This window comes from Thermoprotei archaeon, assembly GCA_038881895.1.
In the GTDB taxonomy this organism is placed as follows: Archaea; Thermoproteota; Thermoprotei; order Gearchaeales; family WAQG01; genus JAVZOV01.
The window spans coordinates 492,438-518,173 of the sequence record JAVZOV010000001.1 but is presented as its reverse complement, the minus strand read 5'-3'; the positions used below and the strand labels follow the sequence as shown (position 1 = coordinate 518,173).

Sequence of the window (25,736 nt, the reverse complement as noted above, 5' to 3'; positions counted from 1 at the left end):
TTTTATCTATTACGTATAGTATGAATGATCAAGCGATAATACTAGCAATAATATACATGGTTCTTTTCTTAGGAGTATGGTATCCCTTTGGATCCTGGTATAACAGAAAGCTCGTTAAAAAATATTTTAAAACAATAAAAAATGTATTTAAAAATTCAGAACTTAAAAAAATCGGAACAAGCGGGTTGCTTATTTCTGGATTTGAAATGAATTCTTTTAAAATTTACGGAATTGGTGTAACACTAATCTCGAGAGAGAACCCGATTAACTGGATTGTGAGCTATTTAGCTAAAAGACGAGATATGATGATATTCAAAGGAAACTTAAACAAAGCTCCTAGATCATCAATTGAAATAATAAACTTAAAAGTCAGAGCCTCAAAAAGCATCATGAAAACGATTCCGAAATCATGGTTTAGAAATAGTATCGATCATTTTATGATATATTCCAATCACTTCACTATCTTAACAAGTCTAATAAATATTTCCAAAACTGTAATAGATGATTCAGTATGGCGCATATCAATAAACAGTGATGAACCTAATATAACATTTATGCTCTCATTAGAAAAGATAACAGAAGATAGATTAAAAAACATAGTAAATAAAATAGAATCATTAACTAAAATCACACTCTAGCTTCTTCTTTAACTTTTCACAGCTAAAAAATAGAAAATCCTTACTTCTGAGACATTCATTGATAGTTCTCCATAATCTTTAATAAGCTTTCATACAAGGGGCAAGATTTCTAAATATAATATATGTTAACTTTAATATTTAAACACATTATCTAGAATATTTAAATATATTCTCATGATTACGAAAAGAATTTATACCTGTTACAAAGAAATAATTTACTGAGGTGATTAAATGGCTGACTTGTTTTCAACTCCGATGCCATACGTACTTACAGCATTAATAATATACGCGATTGCATATGTCATTTATGGAAAATGGATGGATACTAAAGTCTGGCAAGTAGATCCGTCGAGACCTACTCCAGCACATGTTTATATGGATGGTGTTGAATTTTTCCCAGTCAACAGATATGTTCTTTATGGATTTCAATTTAAAAGTGTTTCAGCGTTGGGTCCTATTGTAGGACCATTAACAGCAGTGGCGCTCTTTGGTTGGGTACCAGCATTAATCTGGATAATACTTGGCAACTTCTTTATAGGATGGTTACAGGACTATAGTACTATGCTTCTTTCAGTAAGAAACGAGGGAAGATCATTTGGGCCAATCACTTATGAACTATTAGGGGACACTCCAAGGAAACTACTTCTTGGTTATCTCCTCTTTTACTTCTTCTTAATTTCAGCAGCATTTATATATGTTTTGGCATCGACTATAAATGGCTTTCCAGGCTCTTTCACTGCTGCTCTTGGTACTATTGTTGTTGGATTATTGGTTGGACAATTAATATATAAGTTGCGAATGAATATCATATCAGTAACAATTTTAGCTATCATATTAACTGCTGCAAGTGTAACGTTAGGAGTAATTACACAATGGCCTCCCAAAAACTTCTTTGATCCAGTTTTCGGCAGTGGGGCATCGTTATTTGTGTGGATGCTCGTAATTGGTGTAATACTATTCATTGCATCAGTAGTACCTTTACCAACCTTTATAACACCTGTAAACTACATAGCGTTTTATCCAACAGCTTTCACGGTAATAATTATTTTGATAGCTGCACTAATTTCTCCTTTAATTGGCATATCTATTAAGCAACCAGTAATAAATTATGCCAATGCATTTATCACAATACCTGATCCACAAAGATCCGCAGTGGGTCCAATCTGGCCAATATTATTTGTCACAATTGCTTGTGGCGCAATATCAGGATGGCACAGCTTAATAAGTAGCGGAATTAGTTCTAGGCAATTAGATGTTGAGACTGATGCGAGACCTGTTGGTGGCGGCGCAATGATACTTGAAGGAATGGTAGCTCTCTCAGCTTTAACAACAGGTGCAATATTAGCTACCGTGCCTTCTGGCGCAGGCGGTTATGTTGCTGGTGGTTCAGTATTACTCTCTGGAATGTTTGGAGCAGCAACGGCAGGTATTTGGAATGTATTTTTGGGCGTATTTATATTGCTAATGGGAATTACTGTGCAGACATTAATAACAAGATACTGGAGAATTGTTTCTGCAGAGATCTTTTCTAAGGGAGCACTACGTATTCTTGGAAATAAGTATGTAGCGACCATAGTAGGTTTGATATTGCCCATTATTTTAGCAGCCATAGGTAGTTGGCCTAGTGTATGGATTTTCTTTGGAGGAACGAATCAGCTATTAGCAGGTTTTGCTCTTACGATAGTCGCAGTTTATTTGATGAAAGTAAGAAGGCCTACGCTGCCAATCTTGATACCAGGACTTTTTATGCTAATAACAACAATAGTGGCGCTTGCATGGGAAAGTGCTGTTGTACTAGCTTCAGCAGTAACTTTATTTAGTCCTAAGAAAATTTTACTTAGTGGGCAATCGGTTCCAGAAGCATTAGGTGGTGCAACTACAGGAGTAATCATTAATTTGATTGCAGGAATTATTGGAGTTGTATTAGTTATACTGGGCATAATCATGGCATATTATTTAATAAAAAGCTATTTTAAATATCACTCCACGGTTCCTGAAACGACTAAAACAGAGTAAAAAACAGAATTTTAAATATTTTTTTAAAATTAACTATGTTTAGCTTGTCCTCCCTATGACAGGTGTTTCTTCATAGATTCAGAATTGCATTTCTCATTTTGGAACAGTTTTAGACTATAATAGATAATTTTTTGATAGAGAAGGATAAAAGTTTTGTTACGATGCTTTATTATGAAGCATACTAAAATTCCAAGAATATTGGTTTTTGGTGTTTAAAGGCAAGGATGAGGGGAGTCCCGTTGCCCCAGAAAGTCATTCATGAAGCCTTCAAAGCAGAGATGGAACGGATAGTTATAAAGTGTTAACTATCCGACAACGGTGAAGTTTTAAAGTATAAAGAAAATCATAGTGTATTAATCCCATGGTAATACATTTACTTGGTCTACTTCTATGAACGTTTTAAGTTTCTGTCCCACTCTTATATTTACATTTGGGTTAAGCTTGATAAGAATTTTTGAGTCGTCTACTAACTTTAATCGTACATATTGGTATGAGCCAAGAAACATAACCATGTCTACATCTCCCTCAATTATGTTATGATCATTTTCTGCGTTTAATTTAAAATCTTCAGGTCGGAGAATAACAGCAACACTATCACCAGGTCTTAAGGTTGTATTGGATGATATGAGACCTTTAATGGTGTAGTCACCTAAACTTACCAATGCATAATTGTTTGTTATTTCCTTGATAACACCTTTTAATATACTGCTCCTTCCTATGAATGATGCCACGAAGAGATTTTGTGGTTTTTCGTAAATCTCTTTAGGTGTTCCTACTTGTAAAACTTTCCCTTTGTCTAAGATTGCTATTCTATCGGAAATACTCATTGCTTCTTCTTGATCATGTGTTACATAGATTGTTGTGATTTTAAGATTTTTCTGAATACGCTTTATCTCCTCTCTCATTTCTATTCTAAGTTTTGCATCTAGGTTACTGAGAGGCTCATCTAAGAGTAATAATTTAGGTTCAACAACTAACGCTCTAGCGAGCGCGACTCTTTGCTGTTGTCCTCCGCTTAATTGGGTTGGATACCTATTTTCAAGGCCACTTAACTGAACAAGATCTAGTACTTTCCATACTCTTTCTTTTATTTCACTTTTGGGTAACTTTTTGATCTTAAGTCCAAACGCTATATTATCAAAAACAGTCATGTGAGGCCAGAGTGCATAATTCTGGAATACCATTGCTACATTTCTTTCATACGACTTTATAAGAGTCACGTCGTTACCTCCAAAAAATATTTTGCCTTTGTCAGGGTATTCAAGCCCAGCTATTATTCTAAGTAGTGTTGTTTTTCCGCATCCGCTGGGTCCTAAGAGCGTAAAGAGTTCACCATCTTGTATATTCAAGTTTACATTATCTACAGCTATCACATTGCCGAATTTTTTCGTAACATTTTCTAGTTTAACGTCAGTCATCCTTCATTTACTCTAAAATCACACACCTATAAATGCGTATCTTTGTTTGAATCCTAAAGTCACTATGGCGATCACACTTAATTGAATAACCATTAAAAGTAATCCAAGAGCTGCAGCAATTTGAGCGGATCCTACAGAAGAAACCCACACATTAGCCATGTATACTGTAAGAGGCGACTTGTCTATATTGAGAACCCCTAATGTCACACTGACACTCACCTCACTAATGCTATAAATAAAGCTTATCATAGCACCACTAATAACATTAAGTGAAATGAGTGGCATTACAATGCTACGAATTGTTCTAAATCTTTTTGCACCCAAACTCATAGAGGCCTCTTCAAGATTGTAATGAACCTGCTGTAATCCGGCATAAATAGATCTAGCAGTAAAAGGCATTCTTCTAACTGCATAAGCAATGATTAGCACGATAGCAGGATCAAAATATAACGGATTTCGTGGATCAAGAAATGTGCCTTGAAAGAATTGAGAGTAAAAATAAAAGTATCCTATAGCTATTACTATACCTGGTATTGCTATTGGTAATGTTGCTAGTGCATCAAGCGCAGTTATGCCACTTAATCTTACGCGACTTGCTGTATAAGCAGTCGCAATTCCAATCAGTATAATAATTATCACAGCAGCTAAAGAATATAAAACACTACGTACAACAAAACCTGATACTCTAGGATTAGCAAAAATTTGTATTAAATTATTTAACGTGACTCCATCAGGAAATACATCATTCCATCTTGTGGAGAAGGCCAAAAGAACAGTTCCAACTTGAGGTAATATAGTAAAAATCACAATTGGAACTATGATAAAGTATACAATTAGTAAACCCTTTAATCTTAACTTTGTAAGCCTAGCTTTCCATCTACCACCCCTACTAATCATGGCATAAGTTCTCATGCTTACATATTTTTTTATAAGTAGAAAACCTGCTAAGGCTAAAACTAGCATAACAACAGATAAAGCAGCTATCTCTGGTGGTCTTTGTCCAGTTGATCTTATAAAATTGGAAAATATCTGATATGACATGAGCTTTTGAACGTATGGATGGCCTTGAAAAACTATAGGAGCTCCTAAATCTTCAAGGCTAAAAATGAACACTAATGTTGCACCAGCAGCTAAACCAGGAAAAGCTAAAGGTAAAGTAATCTTTCTAAATAAAGTAAACCCTCTTGCTCCTAAATTTTCACCCTGTTCTTCCAAGCTTGGATCAACATTCATTAAACTAGCATAAAAATTCAACAGAACGATTGGATAATATGTAATTGATTGTGTAAGAATTACAGCAGCAAGACCATCGAGCCATATACGCCACGGTATTATATGAAGAATATCATAAAGAAACCAGTTTATTAACCCTGTAGTTGGATCAAAAATTTTCTTAACAACATATGCATTAACAAAAGGTGTTATCAAAAGTGGGATCAAAGTTATGATTCTTAAAACTTTCTTACCAGGGAATTCATACCTGGCAAATACAAATGCTATAATAATGCCTAAAAGTGATGCTATTATCGTGGTAAAAGATGCAACTATAAGCGAATTAAAAATCACACCGCAATCAATGCCAGTCACATAGATTGTGCTAATCTTAGGTATATAAGTATACAATGAACCTTGAGGGTTCAAATTAATGTAATATGATGACAAAATATTATTAAACCATCTTAAAGAAAAAGTTCCATCAGAAAGGAATGCAGTTTCAACCATCATAATAACTGGAACTAATAAGAATGTAAAAATGAAAAAAAGTGATATAAATATAAAGGCTAGAACGACCAAATCAATCTCAAAAAATATTTTTCGTGAAAATCTCTGCTTAATTGTATTAAGCTTTTGCATTATTATTAAGCACCTGCAGCTTTTGCTTCATTATAAATATTTAAATACCAATTTCTTGCTGCATCACGCCAAGTACTTGTTATCTGATTCAAAAAGCTTGTATCAGTCTGGAGTCTGTTATTAATACTTGCAGCATAACTCTCAGTAAATGAAACCATATTACCAGTAATGGGGTCTTTGAATTGAAGTAGAGTTGTTAATTTCTCTTTTAGTTCCTGATATTTTTGTGGGTTTTTATCCTTTAAACTGAGAACAGCACTCCATGCCTGCTTTAACTCTGTATTAGCATCAATCAAAACTGATTTAAAATAATTCATCATGGCATATTCCGTGACCAAAGCTCTCGTATCATTAAAATCAATACCCCTGTTGGCTATTGTCATGTTATAAAGTTTATAAAGATCTTGCCGCTGTTGCCCTTCAGGAGTTCTAAAAACTGCTGGATTCGCTGGCATCCTGTTAATATTGGGATTAAGCCATAGTTTCTGTCCTTCAGCAGAAAGAACCCAAGCAATAAAAGCTTGAGCAGCTGCAGCATGGGGGGCACCTTTAACTAATGCTATTGGGTCACCATTTATAATAGATTCATTAGTTGGTATGATATACTCCGTCTTAGGATTCTGAAACATGGCATTATAACCATAGAAATCTATCGTGATCCCCACCGGTACATCACCAGTAATTACAGCATCTCTAACTGCATCACTTGTATCATAAATTTTAGCATTTGCAGCCATGAGTGTTAAAATTTTCCAACCATCAGTCCAACCATATGCTTGAAGAATAATTTCATAAATTCTAGTATTGCTTGTGCTAGCAAGCGGATTGGCTACTCCGATTGTCGGAATTGGAAGTAGTTCTCCATAAACATCAGAAGCTAAATCACTCCATTTAGAAGGCTTAGGTAATTTATATGCCTGAAGCTTGTCATTATTTACAGTAAAACCAAAACTTGAAATCGCCGCAGCAACCCACATGATTTGTCCCTTATCATTAAAGCGTTTCATTGGAACACCGCCTATAGTATTAGGTATCTGTGAGATAACATTGAGAGTATTGTTATCAGTTATCGGAGCAAGAAGATTCATACTTAATATAGTATCAAAAAGTGTTGGACCACCACCCCAAGCAACGTCAACACCTCCGCTAGAAATATAATCCTTCCATAAACCTGCGGCAACAGGTAAGAATTTCAAGTCAACAATATTAAATTTTTTTGCAATATCACTTTGCAAAAACATTTTCTTAGTAGCATCCTGTATCGTTGTATCATGCCTGGTTATGATTACAAGAGTAATGCCTCCGGTAGTAGTTGTGGTGGTTGTAGTAGTAGTTTGTGTGGTCACACTTGACGTTGTAGTTGTTGTTGGAGTAGTTGTTGTCTGGGGAACTCCTCCGAAATAATATACGTAGGCACCAATCAAAAGCAGTAGAATTAAAATAATCACTACAATTGTAACAGTTCTAGAAATTGATCGCATGCGCAACATTTTCTCACCACAATAATAAGGTTAAAAGACTTTATAAGTATTGTGTTTAGTAATCTAAATAGAAATATAAATTTATTTACGATAGCTATTTATATTGTGAACGCAAAAGTAATTTTGGCGATTAGCAATGAGGAAAACACTATCTATAATACTTTTACTTATACTAATAACAGTGTATGCATTTTCAACAGCCACGTCTGTTAAATCGGTAAAATACGTTGTAGCAGTAGATTTAGCGCATGGAGAAAGTTCCAAATATCTTAAATATATCCAAGGTAACATTACTTGGGTCGAATGGATTAACATTACTACACCCATCACAATAAGCACATTAAACAATGTAGATATGCTTATAATTGGACAGGCAACAACCTCATTTACACCAGATGAATTAAATGCTTTGAAAACTTGGGTTAGCAGTGGCAATAAAGTATTATGGGTTGCCGGTGATAGCGATTATGGGCCCGGTGTTGGGTATCAAGATATTGCAAACCTAGTATTATCATCCGTAGGATCAGTATTGAGAGTTGATTTATGTTCCGTTGAAGATCCAGTACAGAATGCAAAAGCATCATACAGAGTAGTAGGAAACGTAACACCCGATAGTGGTGCAGAAGCTGTTGCGAATGGCATCAAAAATGGGGTTTTATATCATGGTCCTGGAATACTAGCGTATGTATTACCCGATGGAACGTGGGCGCCACTAGAAAAATCTAAACCAGGTAATGTTTACAGAATTGTTTGGACATCACCAAATGGTAAGATTGTAGAAAATAGTCCTCCTCCAGCAAAAGCTCATAAGGCCGGCGATACTGGAAGATTTGTTCTCTTAGCAGCTGAAGTTATGAAAGTTGGTAAGTGGCAAAGTGTCGTAATAGCTAGTGGAGAAAGTCCTTATGGTGATTATGAACCGACATGGTCTTGGATATATTACGGCGTTCAATTAGATGGTCCGAAATTTGTTACGAACATGATAAATTGGTCACTTGCACTTGCAACCACAGTTGTACAAACAGTAACACAAACAGTAACTTCCACCACAACAGTTACTAGCACAGTAACCTCTACTACTACTGCTACAACTACAGCTACTGTAGAATCAATGACTGGTTGGGGAGCTGCAGGAGTGTTTGCAGTAATAGCAATCGTAGCAATAGCATTAATGCTTAGGAAGAAATAAAAATAATTTTATTTTTTTATAAATTTAAATTCATATAAACTTAGTACTTAAACTTTATATGCTCTAAATTAAGAATTATTTTTAAATCATTATGTAAAATTAGAAAACCGTAAGATTTCTTGCTAATTTTACAAACCGAGATAAATTGTTAATAGGTTTAGATAACTGTTGGTTTCTTAATTTGAAAGTCGCTCAGACTGTGATGAAACTATGAATATAATGAGACAAGGTATTGTGTTTTTCTCCATAGTGGAAGTATCCTTGGCAGTATGCATGACTCGATATGATGAAACACTAGATTGAAAATCGAGGATCACCGCTTTTAGCGAAGAAAGTGCCAATAGTGAGACTTTGAAGTTTCCAATACTTTTCGAAAACACTCTTTATTCAAGATCATGGTAACACTATATATTAAGTTTTTGAGAAATTTTTTATGCACATTTTGTTCTTAATAAATCATAAAGAGTTTAAAGATGTCTTAACTTTGGGTTAACATATTCTTCTATGCTAAGTCCAATAAGGACAAAGCCTGTTCCTAATAATGCTATACATATTCCAGGTGGAATGAACCACCACCATAATCCTAGGAGTAAGGCATTCCTCTGTTGTGCATAGTATAATATCATACCCCAACTCTTGTGTGTAGGATCTCCTAATCCTAAGAAGCTGAGTCCTGCCTCTGCAAGTATGGCTCCTGTTATTTCTAAAATCATTTGAACTAATGCTATCGGTAATACTGCTGGTAATATTATACGGAATACGATCCTTAAATTAGAGGAACCCATGGCCTTTGATGCTTCAACATAACTTCTTTCTTTAAGTGTTAACGTCTGTGCTCTGATAACCCTTGCTGTGCCCATCCAGCCAAGTATTGAAAGTACAAGTATTATGTTAAATATACTCTGACCTAAGTACGCTACCAGTATTATGAGTAACGGTAACGATGGTATTATTAATAGTGTATCTATTGTACCAGAAAGTAATTCATCTACATACTTCCCATAATAGCCAGCAATCAGTCCTACTGGAACTCCTATTAATGTTTGGAAAAACGCTGCCGCAAACCCTACTATAAGGCTTACTCTAGTTCCATATATCAATTCACTCAATATATCATAACCTACATCGTTAAGCCCAAGTGGATGTTGCAGAGAAGGAGGTTGAAATGGGGGACCAACTTGAATCCATGGGTTGTAAGGTGCTAACATATCTGCAAAAACTGCTACGATTATGAAAAACATAACGATTATTAAGCCAATTTTCCCTTTACGATCATTAGTTATTGCACGAAAAAGCTCATTCTTTAAAAATTTATTAAAGACCTTAATCACTATCATCACCCATAACGAACTCTGGGATCCAATATCATGTATATAGTATCTGCGACTAAGTTTGCAAGTATAACAGTTATGGAGAGTAAGAAGAATGCTCCCTGGAGAACCGGGTAATCATGGTATATTATAGCTTCATAAATTAATGAACCGACACCTGGATATGAGAACACAGTCTCAGTGAAGATAGCACCACCAACTATAAAGCCAAACCGTAACGAAAGTATAGTGATAGGTGGAAGAAGAGCATTTCTTAACACATGTTTAGTCACAACAACTCTTTCTGGTAATCCTTTAGCCCTCGCGACAGTAACAAAATCCTCAGCAAGGACATCTAACATTGTATTACGTGTAATTAATGTATAAGTGGCGAAAGCTGTTAATGTTATAGCAGACACTGGAAGTATTGCATGATAAAAAGCATCCAAAGCAAAATTAAAGAAATTAGAATACTCAGTACCAGGTGTTAAAGCCTGACTAATTGGTGTTAATTTTAAAACATAGCCAAAAACATAAACTAACATCATAGCTAACCAATAATATGGAATTGCCCATATAAACATAGATGATATAGATATTGTTGAATCTGTTTTAGACCCTCTCTTCCAGCCAGCTATAATGCCAAGAAACATGCCCAATAGGGCAGTAGTGATCGTAGAGATTCCCAGTAAAAATATTGTCCATGGAAGACGTTGCATTAACAATTCATAAACAGTAGTCGGATAATACCTATACGAGATACCCCAATTTCCTTGAAACGTGTTAATAATATATGCATAAAATTGATCCCATATGGGTTCATCCAGCTTAAACAACTTTATAAGCTGTTTAGCCGTTTCTGGCGGCAATTGATTCTCATTAGCTAATATATTAGCAGGATTTCCAGGCATGGCTCTCGGTATAAAGAAATTTAAAACAAGAACAACAACGAAAGTTACAGCCAACCTAACTAATCGTCTTACAACATACGCTCTCATTTTACACCACTAATAAAAAATAAAAATTTTAAAATATTTAACGTCTGTGTCTAATTAGAACGTATATTATGCCAATCACTATTATTACAATAACAATTCCCGCTACTAGTGTTGTATAATCTTGGGGCGCTATGGCTGTTGTAGTTGTTGTAGTGGTTGTAGTTGTTGTAGTGGTTGTAGTTGTTGTAGTGGTTGTTGGTGTGTAACCTATAGGTTTTATATTAACTAAAGAGATTAATGATGCCGGGCCATCAGGTTCATTGAATCCTACAAACTTATCAGTACGATATGCTAGTATACTATATTTTGCATAAAGCGTAAGTATTGGTAAATCGCGAGCTACAATTTCCTGTATTTTATAAATTATTTCTCGCCTTTTTGTTATATTCATTTCTGTTCTTTGAGCATCCAATAGTTTATCCATCTCAGGATTCTCATATCTAAACCAATTTCTTGGCACATAGGTTCCTAATGGAGCTGAAGCACTACTGTGAAATCTTTGGTAAAGATAAAAGTCTGGTTCAAGAGAAACACCTAGTCCCATAAGACCAAGATCAAAATCTCCTACACCCTCTCTTTGATCTACAGTCCCAAGGCTTAATGTCTCAACATTGATTTCTATTCCAATGTTCTTTAACCAACCTTGTATTAACTCCGCAGTTCTGACAAATTCAGCTCTACCTGCTATGGTGAGAAGTGAATAAGACATTCTTTGTCCCTTAGGTGTTATTCTTATGCCATCAGATCCTTTAACAAAACCAAGATTATCTAAAATTTGATTTGCTTTTGTGAAGTTTTGTGATCTCCACTTAATACTTTGATCATACCAATAACCTAAATATGGAGGAATCCAACCATCTGGTGCAGGTTCAGCAAAACCCAACATAACAGTATTAACAATATCCTGCTTATTTATTGCATATGCTATTGCCTCCCTCACACCACTTATATTAAACGGATATCTCTTAAGATTAAATCCCATAAATCTTATTATGCTTCCAGGATTAACAATAACTTTAATATTCGGTGTCCTTAACATAGTAGCAACCAGTTCAGGATCAACCGTAGCGCCAGCAAATGTATCCAAATTCCCAGCCATCAAATCAAGCATGATAGATTGTGTAGTCTTATAAAGTATATAGACTAATTTATCTACTGCAGGCTTACCCTGCCAATAATTGTTAAAAGCTTCAAGCTCTACACTAACACCAGGAGTGTACTTTACAAACTTGTACGGTCCAGTACCTATCGGGTTATCAGTATTTTTGAACACTGTAATGTTGACTACAGAAAATATATGTTGCGGGACTATCCATTGAGTGCCTAAATAATAAAGGGCAGGAGCCCACGCTTTCTTAAGATGAAATACGACAGTACTCGGATTAGGTGCATCAACAGAAGCTATGAAATCTCTATATTTATTTCTATCAAGAGTTGGATTTGCAATTATAGTATCAAATGTAAACTTAACATCATTAGCAGTAAAAGGTTTACCGTCATGCCACATAACATTATTCCTTAAAGTAAAGGTAACAGTTAATGCAGATGCATTCACAGAATATCCCGTAGCAAGCCATGGAGAATATGAGCCATTAGTATGCAGAAAAAGCATAGATTCATACATAGCTCCTATGATAGATTGGGCAGCAGATAATATACTAGTAAGCGGATTAAAACTATCAATTTCACCTGGTACACCTATTCTTAATACAGCAGGAGAACCATATGCTGCCGGAATCATTGGAACAGTCAAAGTTGTCACTAGAAACATTATCACAACAAAATCTAATACCTGTTTTTTATTCATAGTGTCTATACAATGACATTACAATCTTATAAACTTTTCTTTTAAATAACGGAAAAACCCAGCATCTTCATTATGCGGGGGGTGGGATTTGAACCCACGCAGCGCTAACGCACAGGGTTCTGAGCCCTGCACCTTTGACCTGACTCGGCCACCCCCGCTTAATATAAATTACTAAAAACAAACATATAATCTTTGAACTACTTATTATTTTTTAATGCAGTCTTGTTTCTATTTATTGATAATACACTTTTTTCGCTAATTTTATTTGGTGCATCATTTTAGTTAATATGTTATGGTGTTAAAAATTAAACCTCGTGCGATAGGTCTAGGTGACGCGATAGGTATAGTGGCTCCAGCTGGTGTGGCGGATCCTGTTCAATTAAATAAAGGTATAAGAACGTTAAAAGATTTAGGATTTGAAGTATATTTAGGAAAAACGGTTAGAAGATTGATTAGCAAAGGTTATTTTTCTGCTTCAGATGAAGAAAGGGCTAATGAAATTAATGAGATGTTCTCTAACGAAAAAATAAAAGCCATATTTTCTGCATCAGGAGGGTATGGTTCAATGCGGATACTTCCGTTATTGGATTACAGTTTAATAAAACGCAATCCTAAAATTTTTATTGGATATAGTGATATTACTGCATTACTTATAGCGATTCATCAAAAAACAGGGTTAATAGTATTTCATGGCCCGATGGTAGCGTCAGACATGCATAACCTATCAGAATATACTAAATATAATATGATGAAAGTACTCATGGATGATGAACCACTGGGTATTATTTTTAATCCTATTGATGGACCACTTATACGTGTAATAAATGAGGGAAAAGCAGAAGGAGGGCTTATCGGTGGAAATCTATCTCTGATAGTTTCAACTTTAGGAACACCATACGAAATCAATACAGAGGAAAAAATATTATTTATCGAGGATACAAATGAAGCACCCTACAGAGTTGATAGAATGTTAACCCAACTCATTCTTGCAGGAAAGTTAGACAATGTTGCAGGTGTTATCGTATGTGAATTTAAGAACTATGAATCAAATAAACTTAAACACACTTTTAGCTTAGAAGAAGTCATTCAAGATAGGATAGGAAGATTAAATATCCCAGCGATCTATGGATTGTGTTGTGGTCATGGAGAACATAAAATAACATTACCGATAGGAGTAAAGGCAACATTAGATGCTACTAATGCTACTTTAAGAATTGACGAACCAGCAGTAATAAAAAACAAAAACGGTAACTTTTAGATCATTATCTATGAGATATCTACTAATATCGGTTAATGCAATGTCTTTGACTGAAATCCTCACTTTCAAGCAAAGAAGATAAAATTAAAGCATTTTCAGCTTGTTTTTCCTTAATTTTATGTTTCTGCTTTTCTCCTCCATATCAAGTGAAGACCAACCTAAGCCTTTCATTACTTCAATTGCTTGGATCCATGCTTTAGCTTCCTCCTCTTTAATAATGCTTGTGTTTCTATAATCATGTTTTGAAATATAAGATTCAATGTTTTCAACTAATTTTTTTAGTTTTTTAATTTGAATTCCTTTTAACTTATCTCTAATAGATACCGACATCAAAGTCAATACTTTATTGAAATGTTTATCACATAATATTGAGTAATCATTGCTTTCATAACGTTCTAGAGTATCTGTGTTATCAATTTTTATGGCAAATGATGATACGTAGGAATCCTCAATCTTGCTGAGCTCAGAACAAATATAACAATGAACATTAATATTTTTATTATTCGCAACATTTTCTATATAATTTTTTAATAAGCTCTCAGTAATTATTGCTGGGCCTAGTCCGCCTAATAATGGGTCGTTCTGAGCGATGTTAACGATTTTCCAAAAATGATAGGCACAAAAACCATTTCCATAATCAATCATTTTTCTTACAAAAGGATCGTTAACATGCTCATAAAGTAGAGTCCATATCATTCTATACTCAGATTTCTCAACCAATCTACACACAGGACATCCATTCTCATTCATTGAATCTTTAAGTGCCATGTGAATAATATCCTTTGGCTGATCATCTATTTTGTTTTCATTCTTATCGAATAATTTCATGAATAATCTTAAGGGAAACTATTTTATAAGTTTTTCTTTAGATATAAAAATTGATGTTAATGATTTAATAAAAACCATTTGGAGATGATTTTTGATTGTATGCGTGAATATTTTATAGATCTCTAGTAGTTTTTGCGTTTTATTTGCAACTGGGTGTCTTCTAAAGAGTAAAAAGAGAGCTGTTCTGATGAGTGCTTTTGTGATTGTTTCGAGGATTTTTGGTAATGTTTATATTTGAGAGAGTTATTAACAAAAAAGAAATGACGTCTATTTTGTGGTTTATGTGAGATGTATAGAAATGGTGAGGACAGATGGACTGTTCAAAGGAAAGAGAGATAAGGGAGAGGATCGATCAGACCTTAAGAAACATAGAAATGCTAAAGAAAAGGATTCAAGAAGTTCAAGAAGATTTGCGAATTATTTACCAAATTCAGAAGATTCTTTTAGAAAGGATGAAGGGTTCGAAGATAATTGTTTAGAGTTATTGAAAGTTTTAGCTAAATTGTCTTCAAGAGAAGCGGTTTTAAAGTTCCAACTTTATCAGTTGTTAGAGGAAGCGAAGATTGAGACAATAAGATTAAGTGGTATTATTTCTTTATATGAAATGGTAAATAAGAATGATAATGATATAAAAGTGTTTAGATCAAAGCTCGAGGAATTACTCTCTAAATATGTAAAATTTGTATCTTCTGAGAGATGAGAGTAACTTTGTACTTTTCATAAGAAAAATATAAGATTTTGACTTTTAGGATGGGGTGATGTTAGTCTAATAGTTTAAGAGCAAGTTCTATGTAAATCTTTTTTAATTGCCTTAGTAAGCTAAGTCTTACGTATTCATCAGGGGTGTGTCCCATCTCGCCTGCACCTATAATTACTGCAGGAGCTTTTGTGTAGTAATTAAGAATCTCTGCATCTGTGTATCCTGTGCCATAGATTTTTTCTGCATGTGATCCAGTGACTTCTAATATGGCTTGTTCTGCACTTTTTACTAGCTTTTGACCGCGTGGGTCGTTTAGATCTGTTAGATAGGGTGGCCTTCCGTGTAGTATTTCTATTTGTGATTGGATCATCTCTTTCGGTACTTGGTAAGAGCTCGCATGTGTTTCGTCTAGGTGATTTATTATATTTTTTACTTGATTGTAAGCCTCATCAATAGTTTCGCCATATATTAGTCTTCTATCCAAGTATACTTCGCATTCAGCTGGTACAATATTGAGCTTCTGGCCTCCTTTTACGATTGTCGGTGTTATGGTACCTTTAATGTAAGGGTTAAATGTTATGGATGAAATGTATCTTGATTTCAGATGGTAATCTAAATTTCTTATTTCATTGAGAAAATCTGCTAAGCGATATAATGCATTTACACCCTCCGTTGGAACGCTACTATGTACGGAAATGCCTTTTAATACAACTTTAAATCTTACATAGCCTCGTTGTCCTATTCTAACCATGATTTTATTTGCTCTTACGGATCCTTCTCCGACTATGATATAATCCATTTTTTTATTGCTTAAAAAACCTCTACTTGCTATTAGCAATGATCCCCATGTCTCAGATCCGCTTTCCTCCCCAACGACACCTGTGAATATTATAGTGCCATTAAACTTGTGCGTAGATAGTTCGATTACTGATGCTACCATTGATGCTAGGCTACCTTTCATGTCAGAAGAACCAAGACCGTATAATTTATCACCTTCTATAGTAGCGTTGAAAGGATTTTTAGTCCATCCAGGTACTGGAGGGACTGTATCGAGATGCCCGTTAAACACGAGTATTGGTGGAGTTCCTGAACCAATAACTCCAATGACGTTATCCCACTCATCTATTTCGGATCTTATACCGTACGAGGTAAGGTCTTTTTGTATTTCTTTGCTGAGTTCATGTTCTTCACCTGTTATACTTCTTATACTTATATATTTTTTAGCTAAAATAATTTCTAAGTCTTCGATATTCATGAATTCACCATACTGATTAGATAATTCTTATAAATAAAATTTATGTGGTCTTTAAGGTATGCATTATTTTTATGTTTATTTTTGCTTTAAGGTGGTTTGAAGAAATTTTAGCAGTTTTGTAGTATGATTTTGCTGCAGTGATTTAGGATTGCAGATGTTAAAGATTGTTATGTATGGTTTGTACTTCTTGTTGAATTATGGTCGTTGGTTTTTCTTCTATTATGTTTATGAATTTTTTAGTTTTCCATTCTATATATTTCATGAAACCATATAGTGCTAATCGTAATGGTAGTTCATGCGGTTTATCTAGATACTTGTTTATTATTCTTTGTGACCAGTAAAGGCTGTGTTTTAGTGTTAGCTTTAAGACTTCTGTGTGTTCTGTGCTTAAACTGATCTTTCTGAACCAATCTTTGTCTTTTAACATGCCTAATGGCACAAAGAACATCGGCACTATTAGGCTTTGATATGGCCTTAATCGTTCTATGAGTTCAGCTGTTTTGATTACATCATCAGGGGTTTCGCCTGGAAGTCCTAAAATTAATGTGGCGGCTGGTAATATGTTGTGTTCGTGCATTATTGAGAATGCTTCTACCACTAAGTCAGGCCACATATCTACCTTGAATGGTGCTGCTTTGGCTGGCATTATCTTATATGCTAACTTAGAAGAACCTGTCTCGATTCCAGTTTCAACTCCAATGAATTTTTGTCCTGTGTTGCTAAAAATAATGTCCATGATTTTATCTATAATTTTTCCATTATATTGCGCGGAGAGCAGTGTTGCCAATGCTATATGGCTCCATGCTAATCCTTTATAATATTTCGTTGCTAAGGTATGAAGTTTTATTAATGGTTTTTCCCTTGGCATTATTCCGTATGCACCATAGAGGAGTACATCTTCCGAATGAAGTATTCCTCCTTTTATTCCATGAGAAACATTTATCATGATCTCTTTTTCTATGACGTCTAATGGTATCATTCTAAGTTTTCGTAATGTTACTGAGCAAAAGCTACAATATCTAGGACATCCGCGCATGACTTCCACAAGCCCGTTCACCGATGGAGCTTTTATAACTGGTATTTCCTCAATTTTTGGTGAGTCTTCGGGTCCAACATACACGTATGCTGGTAATTCTTCATCGTTAAGAGCTTTAAGAACTAGATCTGTTATGATTTTTTCACCTTCACCATCAAAGACAGTATCTATGCCATATTTTTTCCACGCATCAGTTCTAAAAAGCCATTGCCATGCAGCTGGTCCACCTGCTATTATCTTAAGACCATGTTTTTTTGCTTGCTTTATTTCATTCTTTTCCATTAATTTTTTGAAGCTTTTTAAGTTGACAGGTTCTTTACCTGTAATGAACCACCACTCTGAGCTGGGAGGTCCTAGAGCAAAATAATCATGATGACTCAACATCAGAACTTTAGCATCATTCAAATAGTATTTCAAATAATCTGGATCTATTATTGCAGCATTAATTCCGTTGTCTACTAAAACTGCCTCTATTTTTCTCATACCGTAAGGAGCTTCTGACGGTCGTCCAATCTTATCAACTTTAATTTTAGGTGCAGCAATCCACATCCATAGAGCTTCTGGCATACCTAGTGCTGGTCCTGTTGTCATGAATCCTAAGAACTCTTTTCCATGATGATTGGTCATCATACTCCTATCAGTAGTTAATATTACATCAAACTTTACGTTGCCTTTATCCATAATGTTGCACCCCTTAATTGTTTTATGAACTTGGATTATGAACGTATAGTTTAATAGTTAGGTGCATATTGTTTATGAATATGCCTCTTAATTTTTCTATTATGTTGTCTAGTTCTTCTATGGAATAGACATGAATTTCGATTCTTTTTTCTCCATTAATTCTAGCGCGTATAAGTTCCGTCTTTAGTTGTTCAACTTTATGCTCATTGATGTCGTCTTCTATAGAGATTATTTTAGTCATCTTATTCACCTAGCGAAGATAATTTTGATACAAATCTGCCATAACTGATTTTTAATCCTTCTTTGCGCAATATCCTCCATACCTCTTTTTTTGTTAACCCTTTTGATAATAATTCGCGTATTCTTGATAATGGCAATTTAATTGGTCTTCTTCCTAGTTTTACACCTTTATGTTTTACTTTCTCTAGACCATAACGTGTTCTTTCTATTAGGTCATATTTATGCAATTTCATAAACCATGATAAAACCTCAATAAACAGCTTTCTTTTATTCGTATCGACACACAGTTGTTCTAGCTCAGAATTCAGCTCCTCGTATTTAGAAAAATGTATAAAAATGCTCTCACTGATTAGTTTTTTAATCTCTGTGATGATTTCTTCAAAACTTCTTCCAATATTTAATGGACTGCGGAATATTAAGTTACCAATTCCATTATTTTTTATGAATGTGAGCATTTCATTATATTTTTCTCTTCTATGAATAGGTATATGTGTATCACAATCAATAAACGTATTAACTAACTTGAACCCATGCAATTTTGCAAAACTTTCCACTTCAAGTTGAATTTTTTGTATTAATGATTCATCATGAATAGCAATGTAAGCCACAGCATTAGTCATCAGATCCACCTCTAATAGACATTTAGTCCTAAACTAAAATATAAACGTAATCCTACCTTTCTGTTAATTCCTATCCCTATTTTTAATAATAAATTTTTAATAATAAAAAATATAAATAGTCTTAAGTTTTCCTTTCAAGTATGAGCAGAGTGATTAAGTGTCCATTCTGTGGTTTTAGGTTTAGTATAATGTATGCTAGAGCAAGATCCTGTAGTGGATGTGCAGTTTTAGCAGAAAATCTAAGCTGTTCCTACATTAAGTGTTCTAAATGTAGTAGTGAATTTTCTCTTGACTAATCAATCCCTAATGAATTTTATGAACATATTTTTCAAGAAATTCAATTACAATGCTTTTAAATTCTTCAGGTTTATCTAGATAGCATGCATGTCCAGCATGTTTAATAATATGTAGCTCAGATCCTTTAACATTAGACGCTAACAATTCTGCATCATCTAGAGATGCAACATTATCATGCTCTCCCCATATGATCAAAAGTGGAGTCTTAATTTTATTTAGTCTGTTAACAAGAAGCTTTATGCCAACTGGTCCTATGACAATTCCAGCTGTAGCTTCATAATTATTAGAAAGATATCTTAATACAACTTCACCACTTATAGAAGCACCTAACAGAATTGGTTTCACTATATTAAGTTTAGAGAAAAGATTCTTTAAGAATTCTGCATATTCATCACGATTTTCAGCCATGAATTTATCTGACCTGCTCTTTGGACCATACGGCATATCTATTGCATATACATTATATCTTTCTGATAAAAACTCCACCAAGTTTATTTCATCCCAAGTATCTGCATTGAAACTATATCCATGCAAAAGAACTATAGGATCGCCTTTACCTTTGTTTAAAAATCTTACTTTCAGACTATTAACATAAGTGTAATATTCCATAATAATCACACTAAAATATCTCTCAAAACCTATTAACGTTATCTCCGTTTAGAATTTTCAATAACGTTTACAACTGAAAATCTGGCTTCTTCAGAGAGAGCAATTGTATAAAGACTTAAAGATGATATTAAATTTTTGTTAATATCATACTATCATCAACTTATCTTTCAACAATGACCATAACATTTTGCTTTTAATTGAATGATTTTAGTCTCAAATAATTTATCGCGTGGGACATCAATAAAAGATAAATGGTTATTACCTTAAGTTATTATTGCATTTTTTCTATTTGTGATGTTGATAACTAAGTATTAAAACGCTCATAGATTTTAACGTGAGAGGATAATAAAATGTGTTTCTTATTTTGGATTAATATTTTAGGATATTTGAACAAATTAATCATGATATCTTTAAGTTTCAAGAATCATGATAACATTACAAGAAAAACACCTAAAATGATTATGAGCGTGCCAAGTACAAGTTTATGTGATATAATTTCAATACCTTTAAGATAATAACGAATAAACAGGAATATGAAGAGAGGTTCTATTTGTATCAATGGTACAACAGTTGAAACATCACTATACTTAAGTGCATAAAAAGATAGGAGCTGGCCAATGCTAATCCCAACACCAGCTTTCCAAAACAATTTAAATGCTAATCTGTTTAATGTTCTGTTATTTACATTATTAGAGAGAAAAGGAAAGGCACAACTATAAACGAGTAAAGCTGCAATATAACTAATCGTAGCACCGATGATTGGAGAATCCCATAGTATTAAACCTTCCTTTCTGGCAACATAAGAAAAACCAACAAGAAGAGCTGCTGAGAATGAGTAAACCAATCCTTTTCTTATGCTAGGTTGAGGGTGATCACTGTTTATATTTTCTATTAAAATGGCACCTAACACAACACATAAAATACCAATCCAACCAATAAGTTCTAATTTTTCATTTAACAGAATGACAGCAATTAAGGAACTAAAAATGGGATTTGAAGCATAAATGGCCGCGTTAACTGACGCACCAACTTTTTCCATACCCTTAAAGTAAAGAAGTCTTACAAAACCAGGATGAAATATTCCAGCCAGGAAGAAGAATAACAAACCATAAACGTTAACAGAATTCAAAGAAATGAAGAGGAAAACTAAAGGTGCAAAAACCATGAGACCAACAATGGTAATAATTAGAGAAACGGAAAAATAATTTGACTCAGTCAAATTCTTTCTAATAAGGACAGTTGAAAAGCCCCAAACCAGCGCAATCGCTATTGCTAATACTGAACCAAGCATATCTCATAAAAAATAGCATCAAAATAAAAAATTTTTCTTTCTAATAAATAGTTCTGTTATTTTGTTTATCATCCTCTTTATGATGTTTTTGGCACACTCCACGACTAAAGCTGAGAGATGTTCAGATGCTAAGTTAAATGTTGACGAGACTGAGGTGATACTTTAAAGGACTGCAGTAAGGTTAGTGATCTTGTGATAATAGCTATGGCTGGTTTAACCGATGGCATAATAAGACCAGGTGCTTATGTATTATTAGCTGGAAGTGCACAAATGTCTTCTGTAATAGCTTTATTAAAGCATAAAAAATATTGATTTAAATAAAATTGCTATTGGAACAACTAAATGGATTATAAGTGATAGAAACTCTGATATTGTTGGTCTGGTAACTCTACATTTATCCCTTACTCTATGAAAACCAAGACATGAAGAGTTTTCGTTACCCCCAAAGCTATCCATGAGTCTCTAGCCAAGATGAAACAGATAGTAACGAAACGTCAACTAGTATTTAACAACAGAAGCTTATAGCCCTCTCATTTTACTTTGAATTCTGAAAACTCTCTTCGCGTGGTAGTTCACTTATTCTTTTTTGACATTAATTTTTCTAGATTCTTTTTAACTGCATCTATGAATTCTTCAGTGGTGACTACTGCATTTATAGGTGGTTCCGCTACTCTAGCGACGTCTTGTGTCATTATTTTATCATCTTCAATTGTAATCTTTACAGCGGTTTCTAGTTTGTTACTGAACTCTACTAGATCGGTGATGTTGTCAAGTTCTCCTCTTCTTTTAAGTCCACGTGTCCAAGCAAATATAATGGCTGTTGGATTTGTTGAAACTTTTTCACCTTTAATATATCTGTAATAATGTCTTTGAACGGTTCCATGAGCAGCTTCAGATTCATAATATCCTTCAGGTGAGAAGAGCTCAGATGTCATGAGAGCTAAGGTACCCACGTAAGCCGTGGAGACAAAATCTGAAAATACATCTCCATCAAAATTCTTACATGCCCAAACAAAACCACCCTCTGATCTTACAACCCTAGCTACGGCATCATCTATGAGATAATAATTATACGTTAAGCCTAAGTTCTTAAACTCATCTTTAAACTCACTTTCGTAAACTTTCTGGAATATCTCTTTGAATCTAGCATCATAAACCTTTGAAATCGTATCTTTTGTAGCAAACCAAAGATCTAGCTTATTTATTAATGCATATTTGAAACTAGCTCTCGCAAAACTTTCTATGGATTTATCTATGTTATATATTCCTTGAAGCACACCTGGACCCGAAAACTTGGGGAATTTTGCCTTCATCTCACCTTTTTCTGACTTAAATACTATCTCTGCTTCACCTGGACTGTCGAATCTTATACTTACACCATCATATATATCGCCAAAGGCGTGTCTTGCTACAACTATCGGTTTCTTCCAGAATCTCACTGCTGGTACAATGTTTTTTAAAATTACTGGTGCCCTAAATATTGTCCCATCAAGAATTTTCCTAATTGTTGCATTAGGACTCGGCCACTCCTTCTTCAGATTGTATTCTTTTACTCTTTCCGCATTGGGTGTAATAGTTGCACATTTAACACCTACTCCCCATTTCTTTATTGCTTCAGCAGCTTGTACTGTTATTTGATCATTCGTTTCATCTCTCTTTTTTATATGTAAATCATAGTATTCAGTCTTCAAATCAACATACGGCAATATTAATTTCTCTTTAACCCACGCCCACATTACACGTGTCATTTCATCGCCGTCAATCTCTACAACCGGTTTATCCATAGATATTTTATTTCTCATTTCATATCATCAATATTAGTATATTTATTTTGTTCTATTTAAATATTTCACAAATAAAAGATATATACTTTAACTCAAACCAGCATGAACTTCTTCAAAGATTTTGAAGTTAGAGAAATTATAGCTAAACCGCTCTCTCGTGCTAAGGAATTCCCAGAATTCGAGTATAAGAATTAGAAGTGCAATTTGGAAGAATACTATTCGCAGCTAAGAAAACACTAACCTGGAAGAGGATTTCGACACTCTCCACGGCTGAAGCCGAGAGCCTCCAGCGTTTGCCCGGAGCTTTGCGCTCCCAGTTGCATCTGCTGGTTTGCGGGGCTCACAGCTCCACCATTTTATAGAGCCCATTGCCCCATGGGCTACGTTGAAAGCCCTCCCTACAACCGTCAACCTTCTTCACGGAACGTCCAAGATCGATTGCTTTGAGGGACTCATTAAATTTTACGCCACTCATCCCACGGTTGAAACGCGCGGGTTTTCTGGCTAACTTTATATAAAGATAAAAGAGCGTAAGCTAAAACACGTTCGATGTTATAAAGAAAGTGAAGGACTCCCGGAATATGAAAGTCTATATAGAGATATCTTACTTGATGGATGTTGAAATAGTTAATAATGATTAGTGATAATGGTTCTAAATAAAATTATTGATGCTTAAATCTAATGTTGCATGTGTTTTGCTTTTTCGATTAAGTTTCTTATTCTTTTTATAATCTGTATTAAATCATTCTGTGAATAGAGTTCGTAGATATCATAGTGAGACATTTCACGCATTTCACTTATCTCCTTTAATAAATCTAAGTAATCTTCATCTATAAGATTCTCATCCGAAAGCTGATATGCTACTTCAGTAAGAGAAACACTGTTGTCAATATTTTTACCTTTCATTTGTAGCATGAGTCTGCCAGTTAAATGGGCTGCCTCATACACGTTATGTATAGCAGCTTCGGTATTTCTTGCGTTAAGCATTTTTACAGCATTCTCGAGAAGTTTTATAGCATGATTTATTTCATTTAGGAAATCTTCTTGCATACTACATCATGTATTAGTAATTTTTAAACAAATAAAAAAGTAACGTTCGTTCATCATTTTTCATGAATTAATGACTGAGAAACTTAACAACTCGAAATGCAGGAGAGAATCAAAGCAACGGAATACATTTTAGAAATAATGAAATAACATGATATTTGGTAATACGTATTGAAACATAATAAATGTTGATGTGTTGAAGCTCTCAAAAGTGTTATTAATGAGATCATTCAGAATTATGATCTCTCGAATCTATATGTAAAGTTTGATAGACGTTTTAATGCGGATATTTTTTCTTCCCTTCCTAGTTCGGCTTCCTTGATCGCTTCCTCTAATGTGTTTATTGTTCTCTTGTATGTAATAAAGTCTACGGGGTACGGTACTCCATCCTTTCCGCCATGTGCGAAGGTGTACTTGATTGGATCTTTCCAACTAGCTGGTTTTCCGTATATTAATTCTGAAATTAGTGCTAATGCTCTTACAGCTGCTGGGCCTATGCCTTGTATTGAGAGAAGTTCTTCGTAATTTTTTGGTTGTGTCTCGTAAGCTCGTCTTATAGCATCCCAATTGATCTTCTTAGGTAGATAGAACATATCTATGCGTATATTTTGTTGGAGGTCTAACCATTTATCTAGCGGTCCTTTAGTGATGTTTTTTAAATCGTTCATGACTCTTTTTGGCCCTTCTTTTACAAGGTCTACGCTAATGGATCGTGCTTCTTCCGACTGTTTCGCTGTCATATTAAGAACGAATTCTTTTTTCATGTCACCTACAATGCCTGTGTGTGGTTCATTGACAAAGCTATTTATTTTCTCGGATATCCAATGATAACGTCGTGCGGTTTTTGTAGATACATCCATTCCTTGTTGTACCACTGTCCATATGCCTTTTTCTGAGACAAAGAATGCATGATGATAGAGCTGGTATCCATCTTGTATTGCTGTACTATCAACTTTTGCTGTCATTCTGCTTGCATATTTGAGCTCGTTTAGTTTATTTTCGCTCATTCCAAATAGTGCTGTGACTAGTTTTAATTCTTCTGGAACTTTTCTTGATAGTGCTCCTTTACCTCCTAGAACTAGTATTCCATGTTCTGGTTTTATTGTGTTTCTAAGTACTCCTGTTACTACAGTGGTAAGTCCTGATGAGTGCCAGTCAAATCCTAACACACAACCGAATGCTTGGAACCAAAATGGGTCTGAAATTCTTCTGAGGACTTCGTCCGGACTATAGTCTCTTATTATTAGACTTATAATTGCGTTTGATAATTTTGTCATATGGAGTATGAGCTTTCTTGGCACAGCCCCCTCATGTAATGGAAGTATCGTTATTCCTGTCCTTCTCATTCTCTAAAATATTTGTGTAATCTCTTAGATAAA

At 34.5% G+C, this 25,736-nt stretch carries 21 protein-coding genes and 1 tRNA gene; 5 read left to right on the top strand and 17 right to left on the bottom strand.

Going from position 1 to position 25,736, the window contains the following annotated elements:
• The first annotated feature begins 20 nt into the window (after positions 1-20).
• Together QW128_02645 and QW128_02640 are read left to right on the top strand one after the other, a co-directional pair.
• On the top strand, positions 21-638 hold the full coding sequence (locus tag QW128_02645) for a hypothetical protein (protein MEM3832482.1): 618 nt from the start codon (positions 21-23) through the stop codon (positions 636-638).
• 231 nt (positions 639-869) lie between these two features.
• Positions 870-2,654 carry a carbon starvation CstA family protein gene (locus tag QW128_02640; GenBank protein ID MEM3832481.1) on the top strand — a complete coding sequence of 595 codons (1,785 nt, stop codon included), beginning with the start codon at positions 870-872 and terminating at the stop codon, positions 2,652-2,654.
• Positions 2,655-3,007: 353 nt separating this feature from the next.
• Here the strand turns inward: QW128_02640 and QW128_02635 are convergent, their stop codons facing one another.
• From QW128_02635 to QW128_02625, 3 genes are read right to left on the bottom strand one after another with little or no spacing between them, the layout of a single operon-like run.
• Complete coding sequence (locus QW128_02635) at positions 3,008-4,072, bottom strand: ABC transporter ATP-binding protein (GenBank protein ID MEM3832480.1); 1,065 nt, start codon at positions 4,070-4,072, stop codon at positions 3,008-3,010.
• A gap of 18 nt (positions 4,073-4,090) precedes the next feature.
• Entirely contained in the window at positions 4,091-5,926 is a 1,836-nt protein-coding gene (locus QW128_02630) for an iron ABC transporter permease (GenBank protein ID MEM3832479.1), read from the bottom strand.
• A 5-nt stretch (positions 5,927-5,931) separates the two neighbouring features.
• Positions 5,932-7,416, bottom strand: coding sequence for an ABC transporter substrate-binding protein (locus tag QW128_02625; protein MEM3832478.1), 1,485 nt, complete (start codon positions 7,414-7,416; stop codon positions 5,932-5,934).
• Between the two features lie 127 nt (positions 7,417-7,543).
• On the opposite strand from QW128_02625, the gene QW128_02620 reads away from it, so the two are divergent.
• The gene (locus tag QW128_02620; protein ID MEM3832477.1) at positions 7,544-8,596 is read left to right on the top strand and encodes an aminotransferase; all 1,053 of its coding nucleotides are present in this window, start codon (positions 7,544-7,546) and stop codon (positions 8,594-8,596) included.
• Between the two features lie 467 nt (positions 8,597-9,063).
• Here the strand turns inward: QW128_02620 and QW128_02615 are convergent, their stop codons facing one another.
• The 4 genes from QW128_02615 to QW128_02600 all read right to left on the bottom strand — a co-directional run bounded on the left by QW128_02615 (position 9,064) and on the right by QW128_02600 (position 12,869).
• The gene (locus QW128_02615) at positions 9,064-9,927 is read right to left on the bottom strand and encodes an ABC transporter permease (protein ID MEM3832476.1); all 864 of its coding nucleotides are present in this window, start codon (positions 9,925-9,927) and stop codon (positions 9,064-9,066) included.
• A gap of 5 nt (positions 9,928-9,932) precedes the next feature.
• On the bottom strand, positions 9,933-10,904 hold the full coding sequence (locus tag QW128_02610) for an ABC transporter permease (GenBank protein ID MEM3832475.1): 972 nt from the start codon (positions 10,902-10,904) through the stop codon (positions 9,933-9,935).
• A gap of 37 nt (positions 10,905-10,941) precedes the next feature.
• Complete coding sequence (locus QW128_02605; protein ID MEM3832474.1) at positions 10,942-12,711, bottom strand: peptide ABC transporter substrate-binding protein; 1,770 nt, start codon at positions 12,709-12,711, stop codon at positions 10,942-10,944.
• Between the two features lie 73 nt (positions 12,712-12,784).
• Positions 12,785-12,869: transfer RNA gene (locus tag QW128_02600), tRNA-Leu, on the bottom strand.
• A gap of 134 nt (positions 12,870-13,003) precedes the next feature.
• On the opposite strand from QW128_02600, the gene QW128_02595 reads away from it, so the two are divergent.
• Positions 13,004-13,969 carry an LD-carboxypeptidase gene (locus QW128_02595; protein MEM3832473.1) on the top strand — a complete coding sequence of 322 codons (966 nt, stop codon included), beginning with the start codon at positions 13,004-13,006 and terminating at the stop codon, positions 13,967-13,969.
• 84 nt (positions 13,970-14,053) lie between these two features.
• Here QW128_02595 and QW128_02590 read toward each other — a convergent pair whose 3' ends face one another.
• Positions 14,054-14,797 (bottom strand): DUF6062 family protein, encoded by a 744-nt coding sequence (locus QW128_02590; GenBank protein ID MEM3832472.1) that lies wholly within the window; start codon positions 14,795-14,797, stop codon positions 14,054-14,056.
• Between the two features lie 298 nt (positions 14,798-15,095).
• Between QW128_02590 and QW128_02585 the strand changes: the two genes are divergently transcribed.
• Positions 15,096-15,497 carry a hypothetical protein gene (locus QW128_02585; protein ID MEM3832471.1) on the top strand — a complete coding sequence of 134 codons (402 nt, stop codon included), beginning with the start codon at positions 15,096-15,098 and terminating at the stop codon, positions 15,495-15,497.
• A 61-nt stretch (positions 15,498-15,558) separates the two neighbouring features.
• Here the strand turns inward: QW128_02585 and QW128_02580 are convergent, their stop codons facing one another.
• The 9 genes from QW128_02580 to QW128_02540 form a co-directional block, all read right to left on the bottom strand.
• On the bottom strand, positions 15,559-16,752 hold the full coding sequence (locus QW128_02580) for a M20/M25/M40 family metallo-hydrolase (GenBank protein MEM3832470.1): 1,194 nt from the start codon (positions 16,750-16,752) through the stop codon (positions 15,559-15,561).
• 157 nt (positions 16,753-16,909) lie between these two features.
• Positions 16,910-18,469 (bottom strand): radical SAM protein, encoded by a 1,560-nt coding sequence (locus QW128_02575; protein MEM3832469.1) that lies wholly within the window; start codon positions 18,467-18,469, stop codon positions 16,910-16,912.
• Positions 18,470-18,491: 22 nt separating this feature from the next.
• A complete protein-coding gene (locus tag QW128_02570; protein MEM3832468.1) occupies positions 18,492-18,710 on the bottom strand; it encodes a hypothetical protein in 219 nt (72 codons plus the stop codon).
• Position 18,711: 1 nt separating this feature from the next.
• Positions 18,712-19,329: a recombinase family protein gene (locus tag QW128_02565; GenBank protein MEM3832467.1), complete on the bottom strand. Its 618-nt coding sequence runs from the start codon at positions 19,327-19,329 to the stop codon at positions 18,712-18,714.
• Positions 19,330-19,632: 303 nt separating this feature from the next.
• Positions 19,633-20,235, bottom strand: coding sequence for an alpha/beta hydrolase (locus tag QW128_02560; GenBank protein MEM3832466.1), 603 nt, complete (start codon positions 20,233-20,235; stop codon positions 19,633-19,635).
• Between the two features lie 424 nt (positions 20,236-20,659).
• Positions 20,660-21,526, bottom strand: a complete 867-nt coding sequence (locus tag QW128_02555; GenBank protein MEM3832465.1) for a DMT family transporter — start codon at positions 21,524-21,526, stop codon at positions 20,660-20,662.
• A gap of 572 nt (positions 21,527-22,098) precedes the next feature.
• A complete protein-coding gene (locus QW128_02550; GenBank protein MEM3832464.1) occupies positions 22,099-23,328 on the bottom strand; it encodes an NADP-dependent isocitrate dehydrogenase in 1,230 nt (409 codons plus the stop codon).
• A gap of 660 nt (positions 23,329-23,988) precedes the next feature.
• Entirely contained in the window at positions 23,989-24,360 is a 372-nt protein-coding gene (locus QW128_02545) for a HEPN domain-containing protein (GenBank protein ID MEM3832463.1), read from the bottom strand.
• Between the two features lie 233 nt (positions 24,361-24,593).
• A complete protein-coding gene (locus tag QW128_02540) occupies positions 24,594-25,703 on the bottom strand; it encodes a DUF763 domain-containing protein (GenBank protein MEM3832462.1) in 1,110 nt (369 codons plus the stop codon).
• Positions 25,704-25,736: the final 33 nt, after the last annotated feature.